A 16470-nucleotide genomic window follows, 5' to 3' on the forward strand; every position below is an offset into this window, starting at 1 on the left:
CCTGTGGTCAGGCCGGTTGCCATTTAAGCGTTACAGCAGCGGCAGGCTGTAGCTGACGATCAGGCGGTTCTCGTCAGCATCGGTCGCGGTGGTGTTGCCACGCAGCGAGGCGTTGCGCCAGGAGAAGCCGAGGCCCTTGAGGGCACCTTCCTGCAGCACGTAGTCGAGGCGGAAGTCGCGTTCCCATTCCTTGCGATCACCACCGACGGCGTCGATGTTGTCGCCGGACAGATAGGTGGCGGTGGCTTTCAGGCCCGGTACGCCGATCTTGGTGAAGTCATAGGCGTACTCGGCCAGCCAGGTGCGCTCGCCGGCGGAAAGAAACTTGCCGATCTGGCGGTCGGTGATCAGGTAAGCGGTGGAGCCGTCACCCTGGTTGAGGAACGGGAAGGCGCTGTCGCCCGATACCTGCTGGTAGCCGGCACTCAGCGCGTGACCGCCGAGGGTGTAGGTGAACAAGGCGCTCCAGGTTTTGTTGTCCACCTCGACACCGCTCACCCGGTTGGCACCGTTGATTTCACCCTGGGCCAGGTAGCCGTCGGCGCGACCGGCAGCGCTGCCGTTCTTGCCGTCGGAGTCGCTGTGGAAGTAGCGCAGGTCGGTCTTCAGCGCGCCTGCGCCCAGACCCAAGCTGTGGGTCAGGCCGAGGAAGTGCTGTTTGTAGAAATCGTCCAGGTTGCCGTAGTAGTACTGCGCCAGCAGGTCCTTGCTGATCTTGTAGTCGGCACCGCCGTAGTAGAACTTGTTGCTGTCGGCCTGCACGCCTCTAACCGCAGTGGCACCGGCGATGCGCAGGGAGATGTCGTCGGTGGAGGAGCGTGTCTTGGTGTGCTCCAGCTGGCCGGCGGTGAGCGTCAGGTTGTCGATCTCGTTGGAGGTGACCTGGCCACCCTCGAACAGTTGCGGCAGCAGGCGACCGTCGTTGAAGGTCACCACCGGCAGCTTGGGCTGCAGGGTGCCGATACGGCCCTCGGTCTTGGACAGGCGTACCTTGGCGGTCACGCCGGCCTTGCTGTAGTCGTCCACCGCCTTGCCATCGCGATCCAGCGGGAACAGCTGGCCAGGCTTGCGGCTGTCACTGGTGTCGCCATCGCCACCACCATCCAGTTTGAGGCCGAGCAGGCCGACCGCGTCCAGGCCGAAGCCGACGGTGCCTTCGGTGAAGCCGGAGGTGTAGTTGAAGAGGAAACCCTGGCCCCACTCGTTGGCTGCGCCGCGGTCGTCGGCGGTGTTCTTGGTGTTCAGGTCGTAATAGAAATTGCGCAGGCCGAGGGTGGCTTTGCTGTCTTCGATAAAACCGGCTGCGGTGGCCTGGTTGGCGACGGCGGCCAAAGTGATGGCCAGGGCCAGGGTGGTTTTTTTCATGCTCGATGCTCCAGTGCAGGTCTGTTATGTGTGTGGCGCTGCAGAGGGGCTCGGGCCGACGGTGTGCGTTGCACCTGTCTTAGCGCAATCAAGGAGCCCCTGTTATGGGGCCGGTGCGGCAGTCCGCTGTCGGCTTGGGCGCACTGTAGGGATTATTGCTAATCCCTAAAAAGAATTTATTTTCACTTTGTAGTAACCAAAAAGAATAAGTCATGCTTAGGCGTGATACCCATAAGCTAATTTCTAAAAATTATTGGCCTCATCTTTTTTAGATCATTTAGCTTGTCACCACCGGATCACCGGACTTCCTGTTCAACCCTGAAGTTTGTGATGATCCGGCCTGCATAAAAGGTCGGCACGTCCTTGATGAGGCCTGCCATGCCCAATCGCTGCGTATTCAAGCGTCACCCTCTTTTAAGTCTGTGCTTGGCGCTGAGCTTGGCGTCGGTCAGCGTGCTGCCTGTCGAGGCTGCAACCTACCTGCGCAGCAGCTATCAGCAGACTGCCCCGTTGAGTAGCCCGCTGTGGGGCCAGTTAGATTCCGCTATTGTCGAGCAGACCCCTGCGCCGCGCCTTTATCAGGTGCGTTTGCTGCTGCCGCAAGGTCGCAATCAACACGCAAAAATTGCTCACGTTGTAGTTAGCGATGGCGGCCTGCGCACAACCGGCAACGGCCCTGATGCGGCTATCTGGAAGGCGCAATAACCATGGCCGCCGAGCTTCGCGCCAATTCCCAGGCCTTCGATAGTGCTGCGCCACTGTTCGACCCACGGCTTTTTCCCAGTGATTTTGCCAACCGCAGCGGCAAGGTTGAACGCCTGGCGCGCAAGCTGGCGGCCACTGCCGTGCAGCGTGATCGCCAGGGCGGTAGCGCCCAGGCCGAGCGTCAGTTGCTGCGTGACAGCGGCTTGCTGACCCTGGCCATTCCCCAGCAGTTTGGTGGTCAGGGCCTGGTGTGGCCGGAGATCTACCGAATCATTCGTTACCTGGCCGCCGTGGACAGTTCGCTGGCCCATCTGTTTGCCTTTCAGCACCTGCAAGTGGCGACCATTTTGCTGTTTGGCAGCCCCGACCAGCAGCGCCACTGGTTGAGCCGCACGGTGCATGAGCGCTGGTTCTGGGGCAATGCCACCAACGGCCGCGATACCCGCCTGAAACTCAGCCGCCGTGAGGAGCATTACGAGCTCAATGGCAGCAAGTCGTTCTGCTCCGGTGCCTTGGGCGCCGATGCGCTGGTGATCAGCGCGCCGCGCAGTCACAACCCGGAGGACCGCGTATTTATCGTGCTGCCCAGCCAGCGTGAAGGGTTGGCGGTGAATGATGACTGGGATGGTTTCGGCCAGCGCCAGACAGACAGCGGCACGGTGCAGTTCGAGAATGTGTTTGTCGACAGCAGCGAGCTGCTCGGCCCCAGCGGCGTGAGCCCGCGTACCACGCTACGCGCCTGCCTGTCGCAATTGATCCTCACCCAGTTGTACCTGGGCAATGCCCAGGGCGCATTGGATGGCGCGCTGCGTTACACCCGCGAACACAGCCGCGCCTGGCCGTCTTCCGGGGTGGCCCTGGCCAGTGACGATCCCTTTATCCAGCAGCGCTATGGCGAGCTGTGGCTGCTCTATCGCAGTGCTCAGTTGCTGGCCGACAACGCCGCGCAACGTCTGCAGAGCGCCTGGGAGAAACCTGCGCTTACCGCTGCCGAGCGCGCTGAGGTGGCCTTGGCCATCAGCGAAGCCAAGGTGGTGTCGGCGCGCGCCGCGCTTGAAATCACCTCGCGCATTTTTGAAAGCATGGGGGCTAGCTCCACCCGCTCGAAATACGGCTTTGACCGCTTCTGGAGAAACGTGCGGGTGCACAGCCTGCATGACCCGCTCGATTACAAGGTGCGCGATCTCGGGCACTGGTTACTCAATGGCAAGGCGCCCACGCCTTCGCTGTATGGCTGACACGACAGGGAGGGGCGCGCAGAAAAGACATGCAGCAGATTGATAAACCCGTAAACCAATAGGGCCATCCGGCCGTGTTTCATAACCGTTGAGGCAGTGTGAAATGACTATCAAAAACCTGTTGGGTGCCGGCCTGTTGGCGGCGGCCACATTGTTACAAGTCGCGCAGGCGCTGGCCGCCAGTGATGTGCTGGTCAGTACCGAGTGGCTGGAAAAGAACCTGAACAACCCCAAGGTGCGGATCATCGAGGTGAGTGTTGTACCGGGCGTTTACGAGCGTGGGCATATCCCCGGCGCGGTGAACTTTGCCTGGCACCGTGATCTGGTTGATCCGGTGCGCCGTGATATCGCCAGCCAGGAAAACTTTCAGGCGCTGTTGCGTAAATCGGGCATCTCGGCGGACACCACCACGGTGCTCTATGGCGATAACAACAACTGGTTCGCCGCTTGGGGCGCCTGGGTGTTCGATGTGTATGGCGTGGACAACGTCAAACTGCTCGATGGCGGACGGGTGAAGTGGGAGGCGGAAAAACGCGCCCTGGATAACCGCGCGAAAACCCCGGTAGCCGGTAATGTCACGGTCAAGGCAGCGAATAAAAACCTGCGCGCCTTCCTCCCGGACTTACTGGCAGCGGCAGAGAAACGCAGCGACGTGCAACTGGTGGATATCCGCTCCGCGGATGAATACAACGGCAAGGTCTTTGCCCCGCAAGGTGTACAGGAACTGGCTGTGCGCGCCGGCCACGTTCCGGGCGCAGTCAACGTCCCTTGGGGGCAGGCAGTAGCCGCCGATGGCACCTTCAAATCGGCTGAAGAGCTGAAAAAGGTCTACGGCGCGGTGGGTATCGATGGCAGTAAGCCGATCATCACCTACTGCCGCATCGGTGAGCGCTCCAGCCACACCTGGTTCGCCCTGAAGAAAATCCTCGGTTACGACGTACGTAACTACGATGGCTCCTGGACCGAATACGGCAATGCCGTGGGCGTGCCGGTGGTCAACGTGGCCGGCACTGTGTGGGGCGGCAAATAAGCCTGCACTACGGTGAAAAAGTCATGGCATGGGCCAGCCCCATGCCCCTGTTAGGGTGAGCGTTCAGGCAGGGCGCTCACTCTTCTTTTATGTGAGGAGCCACTATGGCAACGACTGCGTTGCAGGCGTCGGGACGCTGGGCCAGTACATGGGCAGTGGCATTGAGCCTGACCCTGGTGTTTGCCGCCTGGCGGTTGGGCGGCGCGGACAGCGACAGCCAGGCGTTGAGCCTGTCCTTGCTCGGCGGGGCGTTGTTTGGCCTGTTGTTGCAGCGTTCGCGCTTCTGCTTTTTCTGCTTGACCCGCGACTTTATCGAGCAGGGCAAACCGGATGGGTTGCTCGGCATCATCGCCGCATTGGCGGTGGGCACCCTGGGTTATCACTTGGTATTCGGTGCATTTCTACCGGACCCAACGCTGGGCCGCTTGCCGCCGGATGCGCATGTCGGGCCGCTGAGTTGGGTGCTGGGGTTGAGCGCTACGGTGTTTGGCATCGGCATGGCGCTGTCCGGTTCGTGCATCAGTGCCCATCTCTACCGCTTGGGCGAGGGCGCGTTTGCTTCGCTGTTTGCGCTGTGCGGCGCCTTGATCGGTTTCTTTCTGGGTTTTCTCTGCTGGAACCCGCTGTATCTGCTGAGCATCCAGCAGGCTCCGGTGGTCTGGTTGCCGGCCTGGCAGGGCTATGGCGTGTCGTTTCTGTTGCAGATCGCTTTGCTCGGTGGTCTGGCCTGCTGGCTGTTGTTGCATGTACAAGCGAGCACTGAACCGCGCGTGGTTGCGCGCAACCTGCGGCAGCTGCTGTTTGGCCAGCGCTGGCCGACCTGGGTGGGCGGTGTGCTGATCGGCTTTCTCGCGACCTTGAGTTACCTGCGTGTTGGCCCACTGGGCGTGACGGCGGAATTAGGCAGTGTGGCGCGCACCGCGGCAGACGGGCTGGGCTGGCTACCGGAGCGGTTGGAAGGTTTGGACAGTTTTTCTGGCTGCGCCACGGCAGTCAAAGAGGCGCTGCTGTCGAACAACGGTCTGTTTATTCTCGGCCTGGTTGTGGCGTCCTGGGCCAGCGCTTTGCTGGCAGGGGATTTCCAGCCCAAGCGTCCGCGCGTCAGTGAACTGCTGCGTAATCTGCTCGGCGGCATTTTGCTGGGCTGGGGCAGCATGCTGGCGCTGGGTTGCACCGTAGGCACGCTGCTCTCGGGGATCATGGCCGGCGCGTTGTCCGGCTGGGTATTTGCGGTGTTTTGTTTAGTGGGTGTTTTGCTCGGGCTGCGTATACGCCGTTACTGGTAATCGGCGTTCTGGCTAGCCAGGGGTGTCTGCGACGTTGATTAAAGTGTGCAGGCGCTCTTGGCTACCGTTGAGCAGTTGTTGCAACCAGCGCAATTGCTCAGGCTGAGCATCATTGAGTATCGCCTCAATCGAGGTTTGCACGGCTGTAAGGGGCGCAACGCTGCCAACCAGATTGAGGTGCTGGCTGAGAATCTCATCACCGCTGCTGACCAGCAGGGCGAAGTGGATGACGTTTTCCAACTCGCGGGTATTGCCTGGCCAGTTGTGCGCTTCCAGGCGCTGCTGCGCGGCATCGCTGATGACTGGCAGCGGCAGACTCAGGCGCTGGGCGTAGATGCCAAGGAAGTATTCCGCCATGGGCAGAATATCGCCGGTGCGTTCACGCAACGGCGGCAGGTCAAGGCGGCCGTCGCTGAGATAACCGTATAGCCGCTCATTGAATTTGCCCGCCGCCACGGCCTGAGCCAGGTCGATGCTGGTTGCAGCCAGCAGCCTGACATCCGCCGGGCTCGGCTGGCTAGCGCCGACGCGCAATGCTTCACCGGTTTCCAGGGCGCTGAGCAGTTCAGCTTGCAGCGGCAGCGGCAGGTCGCCGATTTCATCCAGATACAGGGTGCCGTGGTTGGCCGAGCCAAACCAGCCGGCTCGGCTGCTGGCGCTGCCTTGATAGGCGCCGGCGGCGTAGCCGAACAGTTCTGCCTGGGCATGCTTGCTGCTGAGGCCGCTGCAGCTGAGCGCGACAAATAGCCCTGGCCGTTCGCTGGCGCGGTGGATATGCCGCGCCAACAACTCTTTACCGGTGCCGGTTTCGCCTTCAATCAGCAGCGGTAAAGGTTGTGTGGCAAGCAGCTCGACCTGGTCGCGTAGCTGCCGGGAGCGGGGATCGATAAACACCAGCGCCTTGGCGCGGATGCTCAGCGGGCTTTTTTCCGCATCGGGAAAGGTCAGCAGCGGCTGGCCGCTGAAGCTGTTCTGGCTCATAGACGAGTCTCCAACCCGGCTCGGGCTGCGAGCGGGCAGGTTGCATGATTTGTACGAGACCAAACGCCGTTCAGGCGTCAGGTTTATTGGCTGTTATGTGCGCAGTCAGGCGCGGCGGCGCGCATGCTGCTCGATCCGGCTTTGTAGGCGATAGAGGTAGGCAAAACCCTGTTCCCAGCGCTGATGCCCGGACTTCACATTGATATGCCCAGCGCCGCTAAGAATGGCCACATCGCTGCCCCAGTCGCGTGCCAGCTCAATCGCCCGTGCAGCACTGGCGGCGGTGTCGTTATCCGAGCCCACCAACTGGCTGGGGAAGGGCAGTGAGTGCTGGGGAATCGGTGCAAAGTTCTGCAGCGCTGGCGGGCAGTTGGTCCGTTCCACATCGGCTGGGGCGACCAAGAGCGCGGCGCGTACCCGGCGCAGCGACTCGACCGGAGCCTGGGTCGCCCAGTGCGCCACCGTAATGCAACCCAGGCTATGGGCAATCAGAATGGTCGGGCGTGGGTCGCTGGCGATATTGCGCTGTAGTTCGCCGACCCAGTCTTCACGCTTGGGGTTTAGCCAGTCGGCCTGTTCCACCCGGGCGCTGTTCGGCAGGCTGCGTTGCCAGTGGCTTTGCCAATGGTCGTCGGCTGATCCTTGCCAGCCCGGCACTATCAGGTAACGGATAGTTTCGTTGCGCATCGTGCGCCCTCCTGCAAGTTTTGATGGTTGCAGTGTAGGCAGGGGTTTCGAATATCAAAAAGAATAAGAACTTATTTACTTATTCCATAGATGCTTTTTCGGTTCGTTACCATCCGGGGATGTCATATGCTAATAAATTATATAAATGTTCTTAAATAATATTTTTAAGAATATTGGTGGTCTCACTATTATCCGCTCCACGCCCACCGACTACGGCCAGTTTTCGCCGCTTACAGGGGCTATTTCAAGGAGCATTACCATGACCGCAACCCTACGAAACCTTGAAGGTCAGGACGACGCCAGCATCCTGCGCGAGATCCAGGCTGCGCTGAACGGCCTGAAGTTCGGCTCGGTGGAAATCACCATGCACAACGGCCAGGTCGTGCAGATTGAGCGCAAGGAAAAATTCCGCTTGCAGGCACCGGCCGGCAAGAACGCCTGACCCGTTAAATCAACCCCGAGCCTCAAAACCCGACTGGACCACCGGAGGGTGTGAGCATGAGCCGAGCAGAAACCATGAGCACACACCGGTATTGCAGCTGTCACCCGCGAATGCGTTGTTGACCGCCAACCCCTAAAGAAAAACCAACAAACACTCGAAGATTTTAGGAGCCGCACCATGTCCATTCGCCGTTTTGCCCTCGCTGCGCTTGCCAGCGCCATTTTTGCAGGCCCGGTGGCCGCCGCTGAAACCCTGCTCAACGTGTCTTACGACCCAACTCGTGAGCTGTACAGTGAATTCAACGCCGCGTTCAACAAGCACTGGCAAGCCCAGGGCAATGAAGCGGTGACCATCCAGCAGTCCCACGGTGGTTCGGGCAAGCAAGCCCGTGCGGTGATCGACGGCCTGCGTGCTGACGTGGTGACTCTGGCCCTGGCCGGTGATATCGACGAGCTGTACAAGCTCGGCAAGCTGATCCCGGAGAACTGGCAGGAGCGTCTGCCGCAATCGAGCACGCCGTATACCTCGACCATCGTGTTCCTGGTGCGAAAAGGCAACCCGGAAGGCATCAAAGACTGGGATGACCTGGTCAAGCCGGGCGTTGAAGTCATCACCCCGAACCCGAAAACCTCCGGCGGTGCCCGCTGGAACTTCCTCGCCGCCTGGGCCTTCGCTCAGCAGAAGTACGGCAGCGAAGCCAAGGCTCAGGAATTCGTCGAGAAGCTCTACAAGAATGTGCCAGTACTCGACACCGGTGCGCGTGGTTCGGCTATCACCTTCGTTAACAACAATATCGGTGACGTGCTGCTGGCCTGGGAAAACGAAGCCTTCCTGGCACTGAAGGAAGAGGGTGGCAATAACTTTGAGATCGTTGCACCGTCGCTGTCGATCCTCGCCGAGCCGCCAGTAGCCGTGGTTGATCAGAACGTCGACAAGAAGGGCACCCGCAAAGTGGCTGAGGCCTACCTCAACTACCTGTACAGCGATGAAGGTCAGCGTCTGGCGGCCAAGCACTTCTACCGTCCGCGCAATCAGGAAATTGCCAAGGATTTCAGCCAGCAATTTTCCAACTTGAAGCTGGTCACCATCGACAAGGACTTCAACGGTTGGAAAACCGCACAGCCGAAGTTCTTCAATGACGGTGGCGTGTTCGATCAGATCTATAAGGCGCAGTAAGTCTGATAAGCAGGGGTGGGTGAGCCGTGCGCTGCCCACCCCTTGTTGTGTAAGCGTCGGTCTTGTTGCAGGCCAGCCGGAAAGGGCGACACCGGCGGCAGGGCTGATTTGAGCGTTCCAACGCAGAAGCAGATAAGGACAGATAATGTCTCGTCGTACTTCCCCGGTCATACCCGGCTTCGGGCTGACGCTGGGCTACACCCTGGTGTACCTCAGCCTGTTGGTGCTGATTCCCCTGGGTGCCATGTTCGTTCACGCCGCTCAGCTAACCTGGGCTGAATTCTGGGCCATCATTTCCGCACCGCGAGTGCTGGCCGCCCTCAAACTGAGCTTTGCCACTGCCTTTGCTGCTGCCATCATCAACGGCATTATTGGCACATTGCTGGCTTGGGCATTGGTGCGTTACACCTTCCCAGGCCGCAAGGTGATAGAGGCGATGATCGACCTGCCTTTTGCCTTGCCCACCGCCGTTGCCGGTATCGCGCTGACCGCCTTGTATGCCCCTAGCGGCCTGGTTGGTCAGTTCGCCACCGACCTGGGCTTCAAAATTGCCTATACGCCTATCGGCATCACCCTGGCACTGACCTTTGTCACCCTGCCGTTTGTGGTGCGTACCATTCAGCCGGTGTTGGCCGATATTCCCCGTGAAGTCGAAGAGGCAGCGGCTTGCCTCGGTGCCAAGCCGCTGCAGGTGTTTCGTCATGTGCTGCTGCCGGCGTTGCTGCCGGCCTGGCTGACGGGCTTCTCGCTGGCCTTTGCGCGTGGCGTTGGTGAGTACGGTTCGGTGATCTTTATCGCCGGCAATATGCCCATGAAGACCGAGATCCTACCGCTGCTGATCATGGTCAAGCTTGATCAGTACGACTATCACGGCGCGACGGCGATCGGCGTGCTGATGCTGGTGGTCTCCTTCATTCTGCTGCTGCTGATCAATCTGCTGCAGCGCCAGATCGCTAAGTCCTGAGGAGGTCGCCATGTCTTCTGTAACCCTAAGCGCGTCAGCCTCGGCCAACGCGGCGCGGCGCGGCAACGTGCTTGGTCGCCGGCTACTGATCATCGGCGCCTGGCTGGTGTTTTTGCTGTTCCTCGTGTTGCCGCTGTTTATCGTGCTGAGTGAGGCGTTGAAGCACGGCTTCGGCACCTTCTTTGGTGCGATTTTCGAACCTGACGCTATCAGTGCGTTGAAGCTGACCCTGCTCGCGGTGGGCATTTCGGTGCCACTCAATCTGGTGTTCGGCGTGGCCGCTGCCTGGTGCGTCAGCAAGTATGAGTTTCGCGGCAAGAGCATTCTGGTCACCCTGATCGACCTGCCGTTCTCGGTGTCGCCGGTGATTGCCGGTCTGATCTACGTGCTGCTGTTCGGTGCCCAGGGTTTCTTCGGCCCTTGGCTGCGCGAGCACGATATCCAGATCATCTTCGCCTTGCCGGGCATCGTCCTGGCCACGGTGTTTGTTACCGTGCCCTTCGTTGCCCGCGAACTGATCCCGCTGATGCAGGAACAGGGCACCCAGGAAGAGGAGGCCGCCCGTCTGCTCGGTGCCAATGGCTGGCAGATGTTCTGGCACGTGACGTTGCCGAATATCAAATGGGGCCTGATCTACGGCGTGGTGTTATGCACCGCACGGGCTATGGGTGAGTTTGGTGCGGTGTCGGTGGTGTCTGGGCACATTCGCGGTTACACCAATACGCTGCCGCTGCATGTTGAGATTCTTTATAACGAATACAATCACGTCGCCGCCTTCAGCGTCGCCAGTCTGCTGTTGCTGATGGCGGTGTTTATCCTGCTGCTCAAGCAGTGGAGCGAGTCCCGTATCAACCGCCTGAAAGCCAGTGCTGGCGAGGAATAAGTCATGAGTATCGAAATCCGTAACGTCAGCAAGAATTTCAATGCGTTCAAAGCGCTGAACGACATTAACCTGAATATCCAGAGCGGCGAGCTGGTGGCCCTGCTCGGTCCGTCCGGCTGCGGCAAGACCACGTTGCTGCGCATCATCGCCGGCCTGGAAACCCCGGACAGCGGCAGCATCGGGTTTCATGGTGAAGATGTCTCCAATCACGATGTGCGCGACCGTAATGTCGGCTTTGTATTTCAGCACTACGCGTTGTTCCGCCACATGACGGTGTTCGATAACGTCGCCTTCGGCCTGCGCATGAAGCCCAAGGGCGAGCGGCCGAATGAAAATGTAATCAAGAAGAAGGTCCACGATCTGCTTGATCTGGTGCAGCTCGACTGGCTGGCAGATCGCTACCCTGAGCAGCTTTCTGGTGGTCAGCGTCAGCGTATCGCCCTGGCCCGCGCCCTGGCGGTGGAGCCGAAAGTGCTGCTGCTCGACGAGCCCTTCGGTGCCCTGGATGCCAAGGTGCGTAAGGAGCTGCGCCGCTGGTTGGCGCGCCTGCATGAGGAGGTGCACCTGACCTCGGTATTCGTCACCCACGACCAGGAAGAGGCGATGGAGGTGGCTGACCGTATCGTGGTAATGAACAAGGGCGTGGTCGAGCAGATCGGCTCTCCGGGCGATGTGTATGAGAAGCCGGCCAGCGATTTCGTTTATCACTTCCTCGGTGATGCCAACCGCCTGTATGTCGGCGACGACACTCACGTGCTGTTCCGCCCGCACGAGATTCATCTTTCGCGCCAGGCCGAAGAGGGCCATCAGGCCGGTGAAGTGCGTGACATCCGCCCGCTGGGTGCGATCACCCGCGTGACCCTCAAGGTCGCGGGGCAGAGCGAGCCGATCGAAGCTGAAGTGGCCAAGGATCATCTCAGCCTGGCTAATCTCACGCGCGGTGAAACGCTGTATTTCAAGCCGAAAGCAGGGCAGCCGCAATCTAATGGTGCTGTGTTATAACGCCATAGGCACGATTCACAACACAGCCGCAACGTAGCAGAAGGCCAGCTTATCGCTGGCCTTCTGCGCTTTTGTTGTGGTGAATTAGCCGCGAGTCTGTCAGCGGGAGATCTGCTGGTTCCTTGTCGTCCCAGAACCGGGCGGTATGAATGGACACCTGTTTTATAGATGACCGCTTTTGGCCCAGGCCGTGTCAAAACGTTGCCGACCTTGCTGTGACTTGATCGATGCAATTTCACCAGCGCTAAGCTTCTGCGGCGAATGGAGGCGATCGAGTCCAGCATCAATCGCTATCTGACCGCACTGGATACCGCTGATCGTCAGGAACCTGCCAGTGCGAAGGTCAAGGTCAAACGCCTCCACGACAAGATCGCAACCCTGAAAGCCAAGATGCAGGAACTCAAGGCGATCGAGGTACAGCTGAATGAACCACCGGATAAACAGATCTCCCTGACGGATCCCGATGCCCATTCGATGAAAACGCGTGGCACCGGAATGGTCGGCTACAACGTGCAGGCGGCGGTCGACGCGAAGCACCACCTGATGGCGCCTCCCACGACCTCCTGGCACTGAGAAAATCACTCAGCAATTGATGGCCATCGCTTGCTGCGTTTTTACACGGTCTGGGCCAGAAGCGGCCAATAGACGCCTATCGCCAGTACTCGCAAGGTTGCCTGCCGCAGTCTGATACCCCTAGGCAGAGCGTAAATGTTCAGGGCTTGTCCTCCACGTTGAGGGAGGACAAGAGTAAGTCAGTCACATCGAGAACCCAGACGTGCTGCCACAGCAGCTGAACATCTACCGAGTAGTATCCAAGGCCACCGGTTTATAACTTATGCCGCGCTGCATAGAGGCAGATCATTTCCATCGCCAGTGCAGCGCCGGCAAGCGCAGTAATCTCAGCGTGGTCATAAGGCGGCGCCACCTCCACGACGTCCATACCAATCAGGTTGATACCGCGCAGCCCTCGCAAAATCGCCAAGGCTTGGTGGCTCGATAGGCCGCCGCACACGGGTGTACCTGTGCCTGGCGCAAATGCTGGGTCCAGGCAGTCGATATCGAAGGTCAGATAAACTGGATTGTCACCTACCCGTGTGCGGATGATTTCTGCCAGTTCTTTGGCTGAGTGTTCATGCACCTCGTTGGCATTCAACACCTGGAAGCCCATGACATCATCATTAGTGGTGCGCTGACCAATCTGGATGGACCGCGCAGGGTCAACCAGCCCTTCGCGCACGGCGTGATAGAACATTGAACCGTGATCTATGCGCTTGTCCTCGCCATCGCATTCCAAGTCATGGTGCGCATCGAAATGGACCAGGGACAGCGGGCCGTACTTGGCAGCATGCGCCTGCAAAAGCGGATAGCTGATGAAGTGATCACCGCCCAATGTAAGCATCGCTGCGCCCGAGGCAATAATGCTCTCGGCGTGCGCCCTGATCGCCGCGGGGGTCTGTTCCGGAGTGCCGTAATCGAAATAGCAGTCGCCATAATCGACGCAAGCCAGCAGGTCGAACGGGTCAAACTCCCAAGGCCAGTGACGGGCCCATGCTGACTGTACCGAGGCCTCGCGAATAGCCCGCGGCCCAAAGCGACTGCCTGGTCGGTTGCTGGTGGCAGTGTCGAATGGTACGCCGCTGATGACCAGATCCACGCCTCGCAGATCGCGGGTGTAGCGACGGCGCATAAAGCTGGTGATACCGCCGTAAGTCGATTCGGCTTCGGTGCCGTAGAGGCTCTTGCGTGTCATGGCCTGATCAATGATGGGGGTGTCGTCTGTCATAGGGGGCTCAGTGCTGGTTACGGAAGTTGGCCCAGGCGCGTGTGCGCTCACGCAGCGTGCGCAGGGGGACAGGTTGTTCGCCGAATAAGGTCCGGCGCACATCCTCTGGGGGATAAATGGCGGGGTCAGCAGTAATGCTGGTCGCCAGCAGTGGAATCGCGGCCAGGTTGGCGTTGGCATAGAAAAAACTGCTGGTGAGTTCGCTCATGGCCTCAGGCCGGGTTATGAACTCGATAAAGGCTTTAGCTTCTTGCGGATGGGGCGCATCAACCGGAATGGCCAGGGTATCGATCCAGGTCAACGTGCCTTCTTTGGGAACCGAATATTCGATGCTGAACAGCTTGTTCGCGGCCACGGCCTGACTTCTCGCCAGCACTGCATCACCGCTATAAGTCAGTGCCAGGCAGAGGTTGCCATTGGACAGGTCAGCACTTTGCGTGCCTGTCGAAAAATAGCGAACCGACGGGCGCAAGGTGGCGAGCAGTTCTTGAGCCGCGTGTAGATCGTCGGGGTTCTTGCTAAAGGGGGGTCTACCCAGGTAATTCAGCGCAATGCTGATCACTTCCTGAGGCGCGTCGATAAGCGAAATGCCGCAGTCTTTCAGGCTGCTTGCATATTCAGGCTTGAACAGCAGATCCAGGCTGCTCAGTGGCGGGTTGGAGATACGTTTTTCGACTTCCTGTCGGTTGAATGCCAAGCCCGTGGTGCCCCAGGTGTATGGGACTGCGAAGAAATTCCCCGGATCAACCTTAGCCAACTGCGCAAGCAGCTGGGGGTCCAGATCCGCGACATTGGGCATCCGCTTCATCTCTGTCGGCTGCAATGCCTTGGCCTGAATCAATCGATCCAGGATGGCAATACTCGGCACAACGACGTCATAGCCACTGCCGCCGGTCAGCATCTTGGTTTCCAGCACGTCAGCACTGTCGAAGGTGTCGTACTGGACTTTGATGCCAGTCTCAGCCTCGAATTTCTTCAGGGTTTCGGGCCCAAAGTACTCCGCCCAGGCATAAACCTGAACTACCCGCTCTGCCGCCAGTGTCGGGCCGGCAAGCATTATCAACACTGTCAGTAGCGCGGCATGCAGGCTGCCAACTGCCGTACTGAATGGACACCAAGCAATGGAAGTAGCTCTGGTATCTATTGTTTGCCACGGCTGTTGTTGCATGCGCTTCATAGGATCACCGTTGAATTGTTGTTGTCGGCCTCGCTCTGCTGAATTGTTAGGGTTGCTTGGTTTGCAATCAATCTATATATATTGTCAATTTTAAAGACAAAAAAACTAAACAGTAGAGTTGTTATGCCCATGCCACCGCTCCATGCGTTTCGCGTATTTGAATGTGTTGCAAGGCTGGGGCATGTCGGCGCAGCTGCTGCTGAGTTGCATGTCACGGCAGGGGCCGTCAGCCAGCAAATCAGGGCGTTGCAGAGCTCGCTTGGAATCGACCTGTTCTACAAGCAAGGCCGTCAGCTAGTGCTGACGGAGCGGGGTTTGGCGCTACAACGCGCGGTCGCACGAGGCATTGGTGAAATCACTGACGGGGTGCGACAGATCTCCGAGGCGCATTTCCGTGAGCCTGCGGCAAAAGTTCTGACCATTTCCACTGAGCCAGTTTTTGGTGCCTCTTGGTTGATGCCGAAGCTGTTCGCCTTTCGAGCAGAACACCCGCACATTCACCTGCGTGTCATCACGGCGGACGATATCTCTGAAGTGGATTGGCGTCGGGCCGATATTGCCGTGCTGTATGACGCTCCGGCCTGGGAAGGTTTTTGGTGGCGACCCTTGCAGAATCTGCACATGTTTCCAGTCTGCTGCCCGCAGTTGCTGCGAGGGCCTCACGCACTCAAGCACCCCTCTGACCTAATCCATCACCGCCTCTTGCATGAAGATGACGGCGCTCAATGGCGACGCTGGTTACTTGAGGCGCGCTTGCCTTATCCAGGGGATGCCGACGTCCATCTGGAAGATCTCGGCATTGCTTTGCAGGCCGCTAGAGATGGCTACGGTGTGGCGCTCAGCGACGAGATCAATTCATCACGCGACCTGGAAGAGGGGCGTCTGGTACAGCCATTTGCGCTTAAGGTGCCGACAGGGATGGATTACTTTTGCATCTGCAACGAGGAGAGTCGTGGTATCCCTGAGATAGCCTTGCTTATTGATTGGCTTATCGAGCAGGCAAAATTCGTCCCGGCCTATCAGTAAAACGCTATTTGGGCGGCTTTTACTCAGTACAAAATTAAACGTTCTTTGGTTTTCTCGTCGTCTGGGCGACTGCTTTTGGTCGATTCTGTTGGCAACGTAGCTTCAGCGGCAGTCTGCTGATCAGGTGTGCCTGCTGCCGAAGTGACTGCAAACCACTTCAAGTTGCCTTTCGGCAATTCACTGAGCGTCCTTGCTCAGGTTTGAGGGTTTATTCGAGGTTTTCTGCTCGCAGCAGGCGTACCTATCCCGTGAGCGGTGGTCCTTCAGGCAAAAGCTTGGCCAGGCGTCGCAGGGTTTGCGCGGTCGCGGCCATGGTGAATTCGTCAGTCGTACCCGTCAGGCCGCGCAGCCCTAAGCGGCCAAATTTCATGATCCAGCATCTCCACCTTCTTTCGTTCGTAACGAGAGATGAGGTATTGCGGTGTCTTGGCGATGCGTCGAGCCACGTCGCGGGCAGCCTCATGGAGGCTACCCGCGATCTTCCGGTTCGGCGTGTTGGGGCAGCATTTCGCTTTCAAAGGACAGCTGGCGCAGTCAGTTTGGCTTGAGCGGTAGATGATGGTATTGGCCTTGGTCACCCGCGATCTTTGCTGGGTGAAGCGCGCCGTTCATGCGCAGTGGTTTGCCGTTGGGGTAGCGATCGTCATTTGCCGACCTGCGCAATGCCGACAACCAGGTTTTTGTCAGCGCCGGTTTCGATCTGCTGCCGCGCACGTTGCCTGACT

15 protein-coding genes and 2 pseudogenes are annotated in these 16470 nt (G+C 59.1%); 11 read left to right on the plus strand and 6 right to left on the minus strand.

The window, feature by feature from the left end; all coding sequences use genetic code 11:
* Positions 1-30: 30 nt before the first annotated feature.
* Positions 31-1365 (minus strand): OprD family porin, encoded by a 1335-nt coding sequence (locus tag DBR00_RS00790; protein WP_108488719.1) that lies wholly within the window; start codon positions 1363-1365, stop codon positions 31-33.
* A gap of 378 nt (positions 1366-1743) precedes the next feature.
* Between DBR00_RS00790 and DBR00_RS00795 the strand changes: the two genes are divergently transcribed.
* The 4 genes from DBR00_RS00795 (at position 1744) to DBR00_RS00810 (ending at position 5624) form a co-directional block, all read left to right on the plus strand.
* Complete coding sequence (locus DBR00_RS00795; protein WP_108488718.1) at positions 1744-2070, plus strand: hypothetical protein; 327 nt, start codon at positions 1744-1746, stop codon at positions 2068-2070.
* Between the two features lie 2 nt (positions 2071-2072).
* On the plus strand, positions 2073-3308 hold the full coding sequence (locus tag DBR00_RS00800) for an acyl-CoA dehydrogenase family protein (protein WP_108488717.1): 1236 nt from the start codon (positions 2073-2075) through the stop codon (positions 3306-3308).
* A 103-nt stretch (positions 3309-3411) separates the two neighbouring features.
* Complete coding sequence (locus tag DBR00_RS00805; RefSeq protein WP_108488716.1) at positions 3412-4338, plus strand: sulfurtransferase; 927 nt, start codon at positions 3412-3414, stop codon at positions 4336-4338.
* Positions 4339-4442: 104 nt separating this feature from the next.
* The gene (locus tag DBR00_RS00810; protein WP_108488715.1) at positions 4443-5624 is read left to right on the plus strand and encodes a YeeE/YedE family protein; all 1182 of its coding nucleotides are present in this window, start codon (positions 4443-4445) and stop codon (positions 5622-5624) included.
* A 12-nt stretch (positions 5625-5636) separates the two neighbouring features.
* Here DBR00_RS00810 and DBR00_RS00815 read toward each other — a convergent pair whose 3' ends face one another.
* Positions 5637-6605: a sigma 54-interacting transcriptional regulator gene (locus tag DBR00_RS00815; protein ID WP_108488714.1), complete on the minus strand. Its 969-nt coding sequence runs from the start codon at positions 6603-6605 to the stop codon at positions 5637-5639.
* A gap of 105 nt (positions 6606-6710) precedes the next feature.
* Complete coding sequence (locus tag DBR00_RS00820; RefSeq protein WP_108488713.1) at positions 6711-7292, minus strand: alpha/beta hydrolase; 582 nt, start codon at positions 7290-7292, stop codon at positions 6711-6713.
* Positions 7293-7551: 259 nt separating this feature from the next.
* Here DBR00_RS00820 and oscA point away from each other — a divergent pair, with 259 nt between their 5' ends.
* The 6 genes and pseudogenes from oscA to DBR00_RS00850 form a co-directional block, all read left to right on the plus strand.
* Positions 7552-7734 (plus strand): sulfur starvation response protein OscA, encoded by a 183-nt coding sequence (gene oscA / locus DBR00_RS00825; protein WP_108487442.1) that lies wholly within the window; start codon positions 7552-7554, stop codon positions 7732-7734.
* A gap of 177 nt (positions 7735-7911) precedes the next feature.
* A complete protein-coding gene (locus DBR00_RS00830) occupies positions 7912-8910 on the plus strand; it encodes a sulfate ABC transporter substrate-binding protein (RefSeq protein ID WP_108487443.1) in 999 nt (332 codons plus the stop codon).
* 145 nt (positions 8911-9055) lie between these two features.
* Complete coding sequence (cysT, locus tag DBR00_RS00835) at positions 9056-9874, plus strand: sulfate ABC transporter permease subunit CysT (protein WP_108487444.1); 819 nt, start codon at positions 9056-9058, stop codon at positions 9872-9874.
* Positions 9875-9884: 10 nt separating this feature from the next.
* Positions 9885-10757, plus strand: coding sequence for a sulfate ABC transporter permease subunit CysW (cysW, locus tag DBR00_RS00840; RefSeq protein ID WP_108487445.1), 873 nt, complete (start codon positions 9885-9887; stop codon positions 10755-10757).
* 3 nt (positions 10758-10760) lie between these two features.
* Entirely contained in the window at positions 10761-11759 is a 999-nt protein-coding gene (locus DBR00_RS00845) for a sulfate/molybdate ABC transporter ATP-binding protein (RefSeq protein WP_108487446.1), read from the plus strand.
* Between the two features lie 231 nt (positions 11760-11990).
* Positions 11991-12305, plus strand: a pseudogene (locus tag DBR00_RS00850) (IS5/IS1182 family transposase); the annotation flags it as partial.
* 280 nt (positions 12306-12585) lie between these two features.
* Here the strand turns inward: DBR00_RS00850 and speB are convergent.
* A complete protein-coding gene (gene speB, locus DBR00_RS00855; protein ID WP_108487447.1) occupies positions 12586-13542 on the minus strand; it encodes an agmatinase in 957 nt (318 codons plus the stop codon).
* Positions 13543-13549: 7 nt separating this feature from the next.
* Complete coding sequence (locus DBR00_RS00860) at positions 13550-14629, minus strand: polyamine ABC transporter substrate-binding protein (protein WP_371920609.1); 1080 nt, start codon at positions 14627-14629, stop codon at positions 13550-13552.
* A gap of 213 nt (positions 14630-14842) precedes the next feature.
* On the opposite strand from DBR00_RS00860, the gene DBR00_RS00865 reads away from it, so the two are divergent.
* The gene (locus DBR00_RS00865; protein ID WP_108487449.1) at positions 14843-15745 is read left to right on the plus strand and encodes a LysR substrate-binding domain-containing protein; all 903 of its coding nucleotides are present in this window, start codon (positions 14843-14845) and stop codon (positions 15743-15745) included.
* Positions 15746-15986: 241 nt separating this feature from the next.
* Here DBR00_RS00865 and DBR00_RS00870 read toward each other — a convergent pair.
* A pseudogene (locus DBR00_RS00870) lies at positions 15987-16402 on the minus strand (transposase); the annotation flags it as partial.
* Positions 16403-16470 lie beyond the last annotated feature (68 nt).

It is taken from the genome of Pseudomonas sp. HMWF032, from assembly GCF_003060885.1.
Taxonomy (GTDB): domain Bacteria; phylum Pseudomonadota; class Gammaproteobacteria; order Pseudomonadales; family Pseudomonadaceae; genus Aquipseudomonas.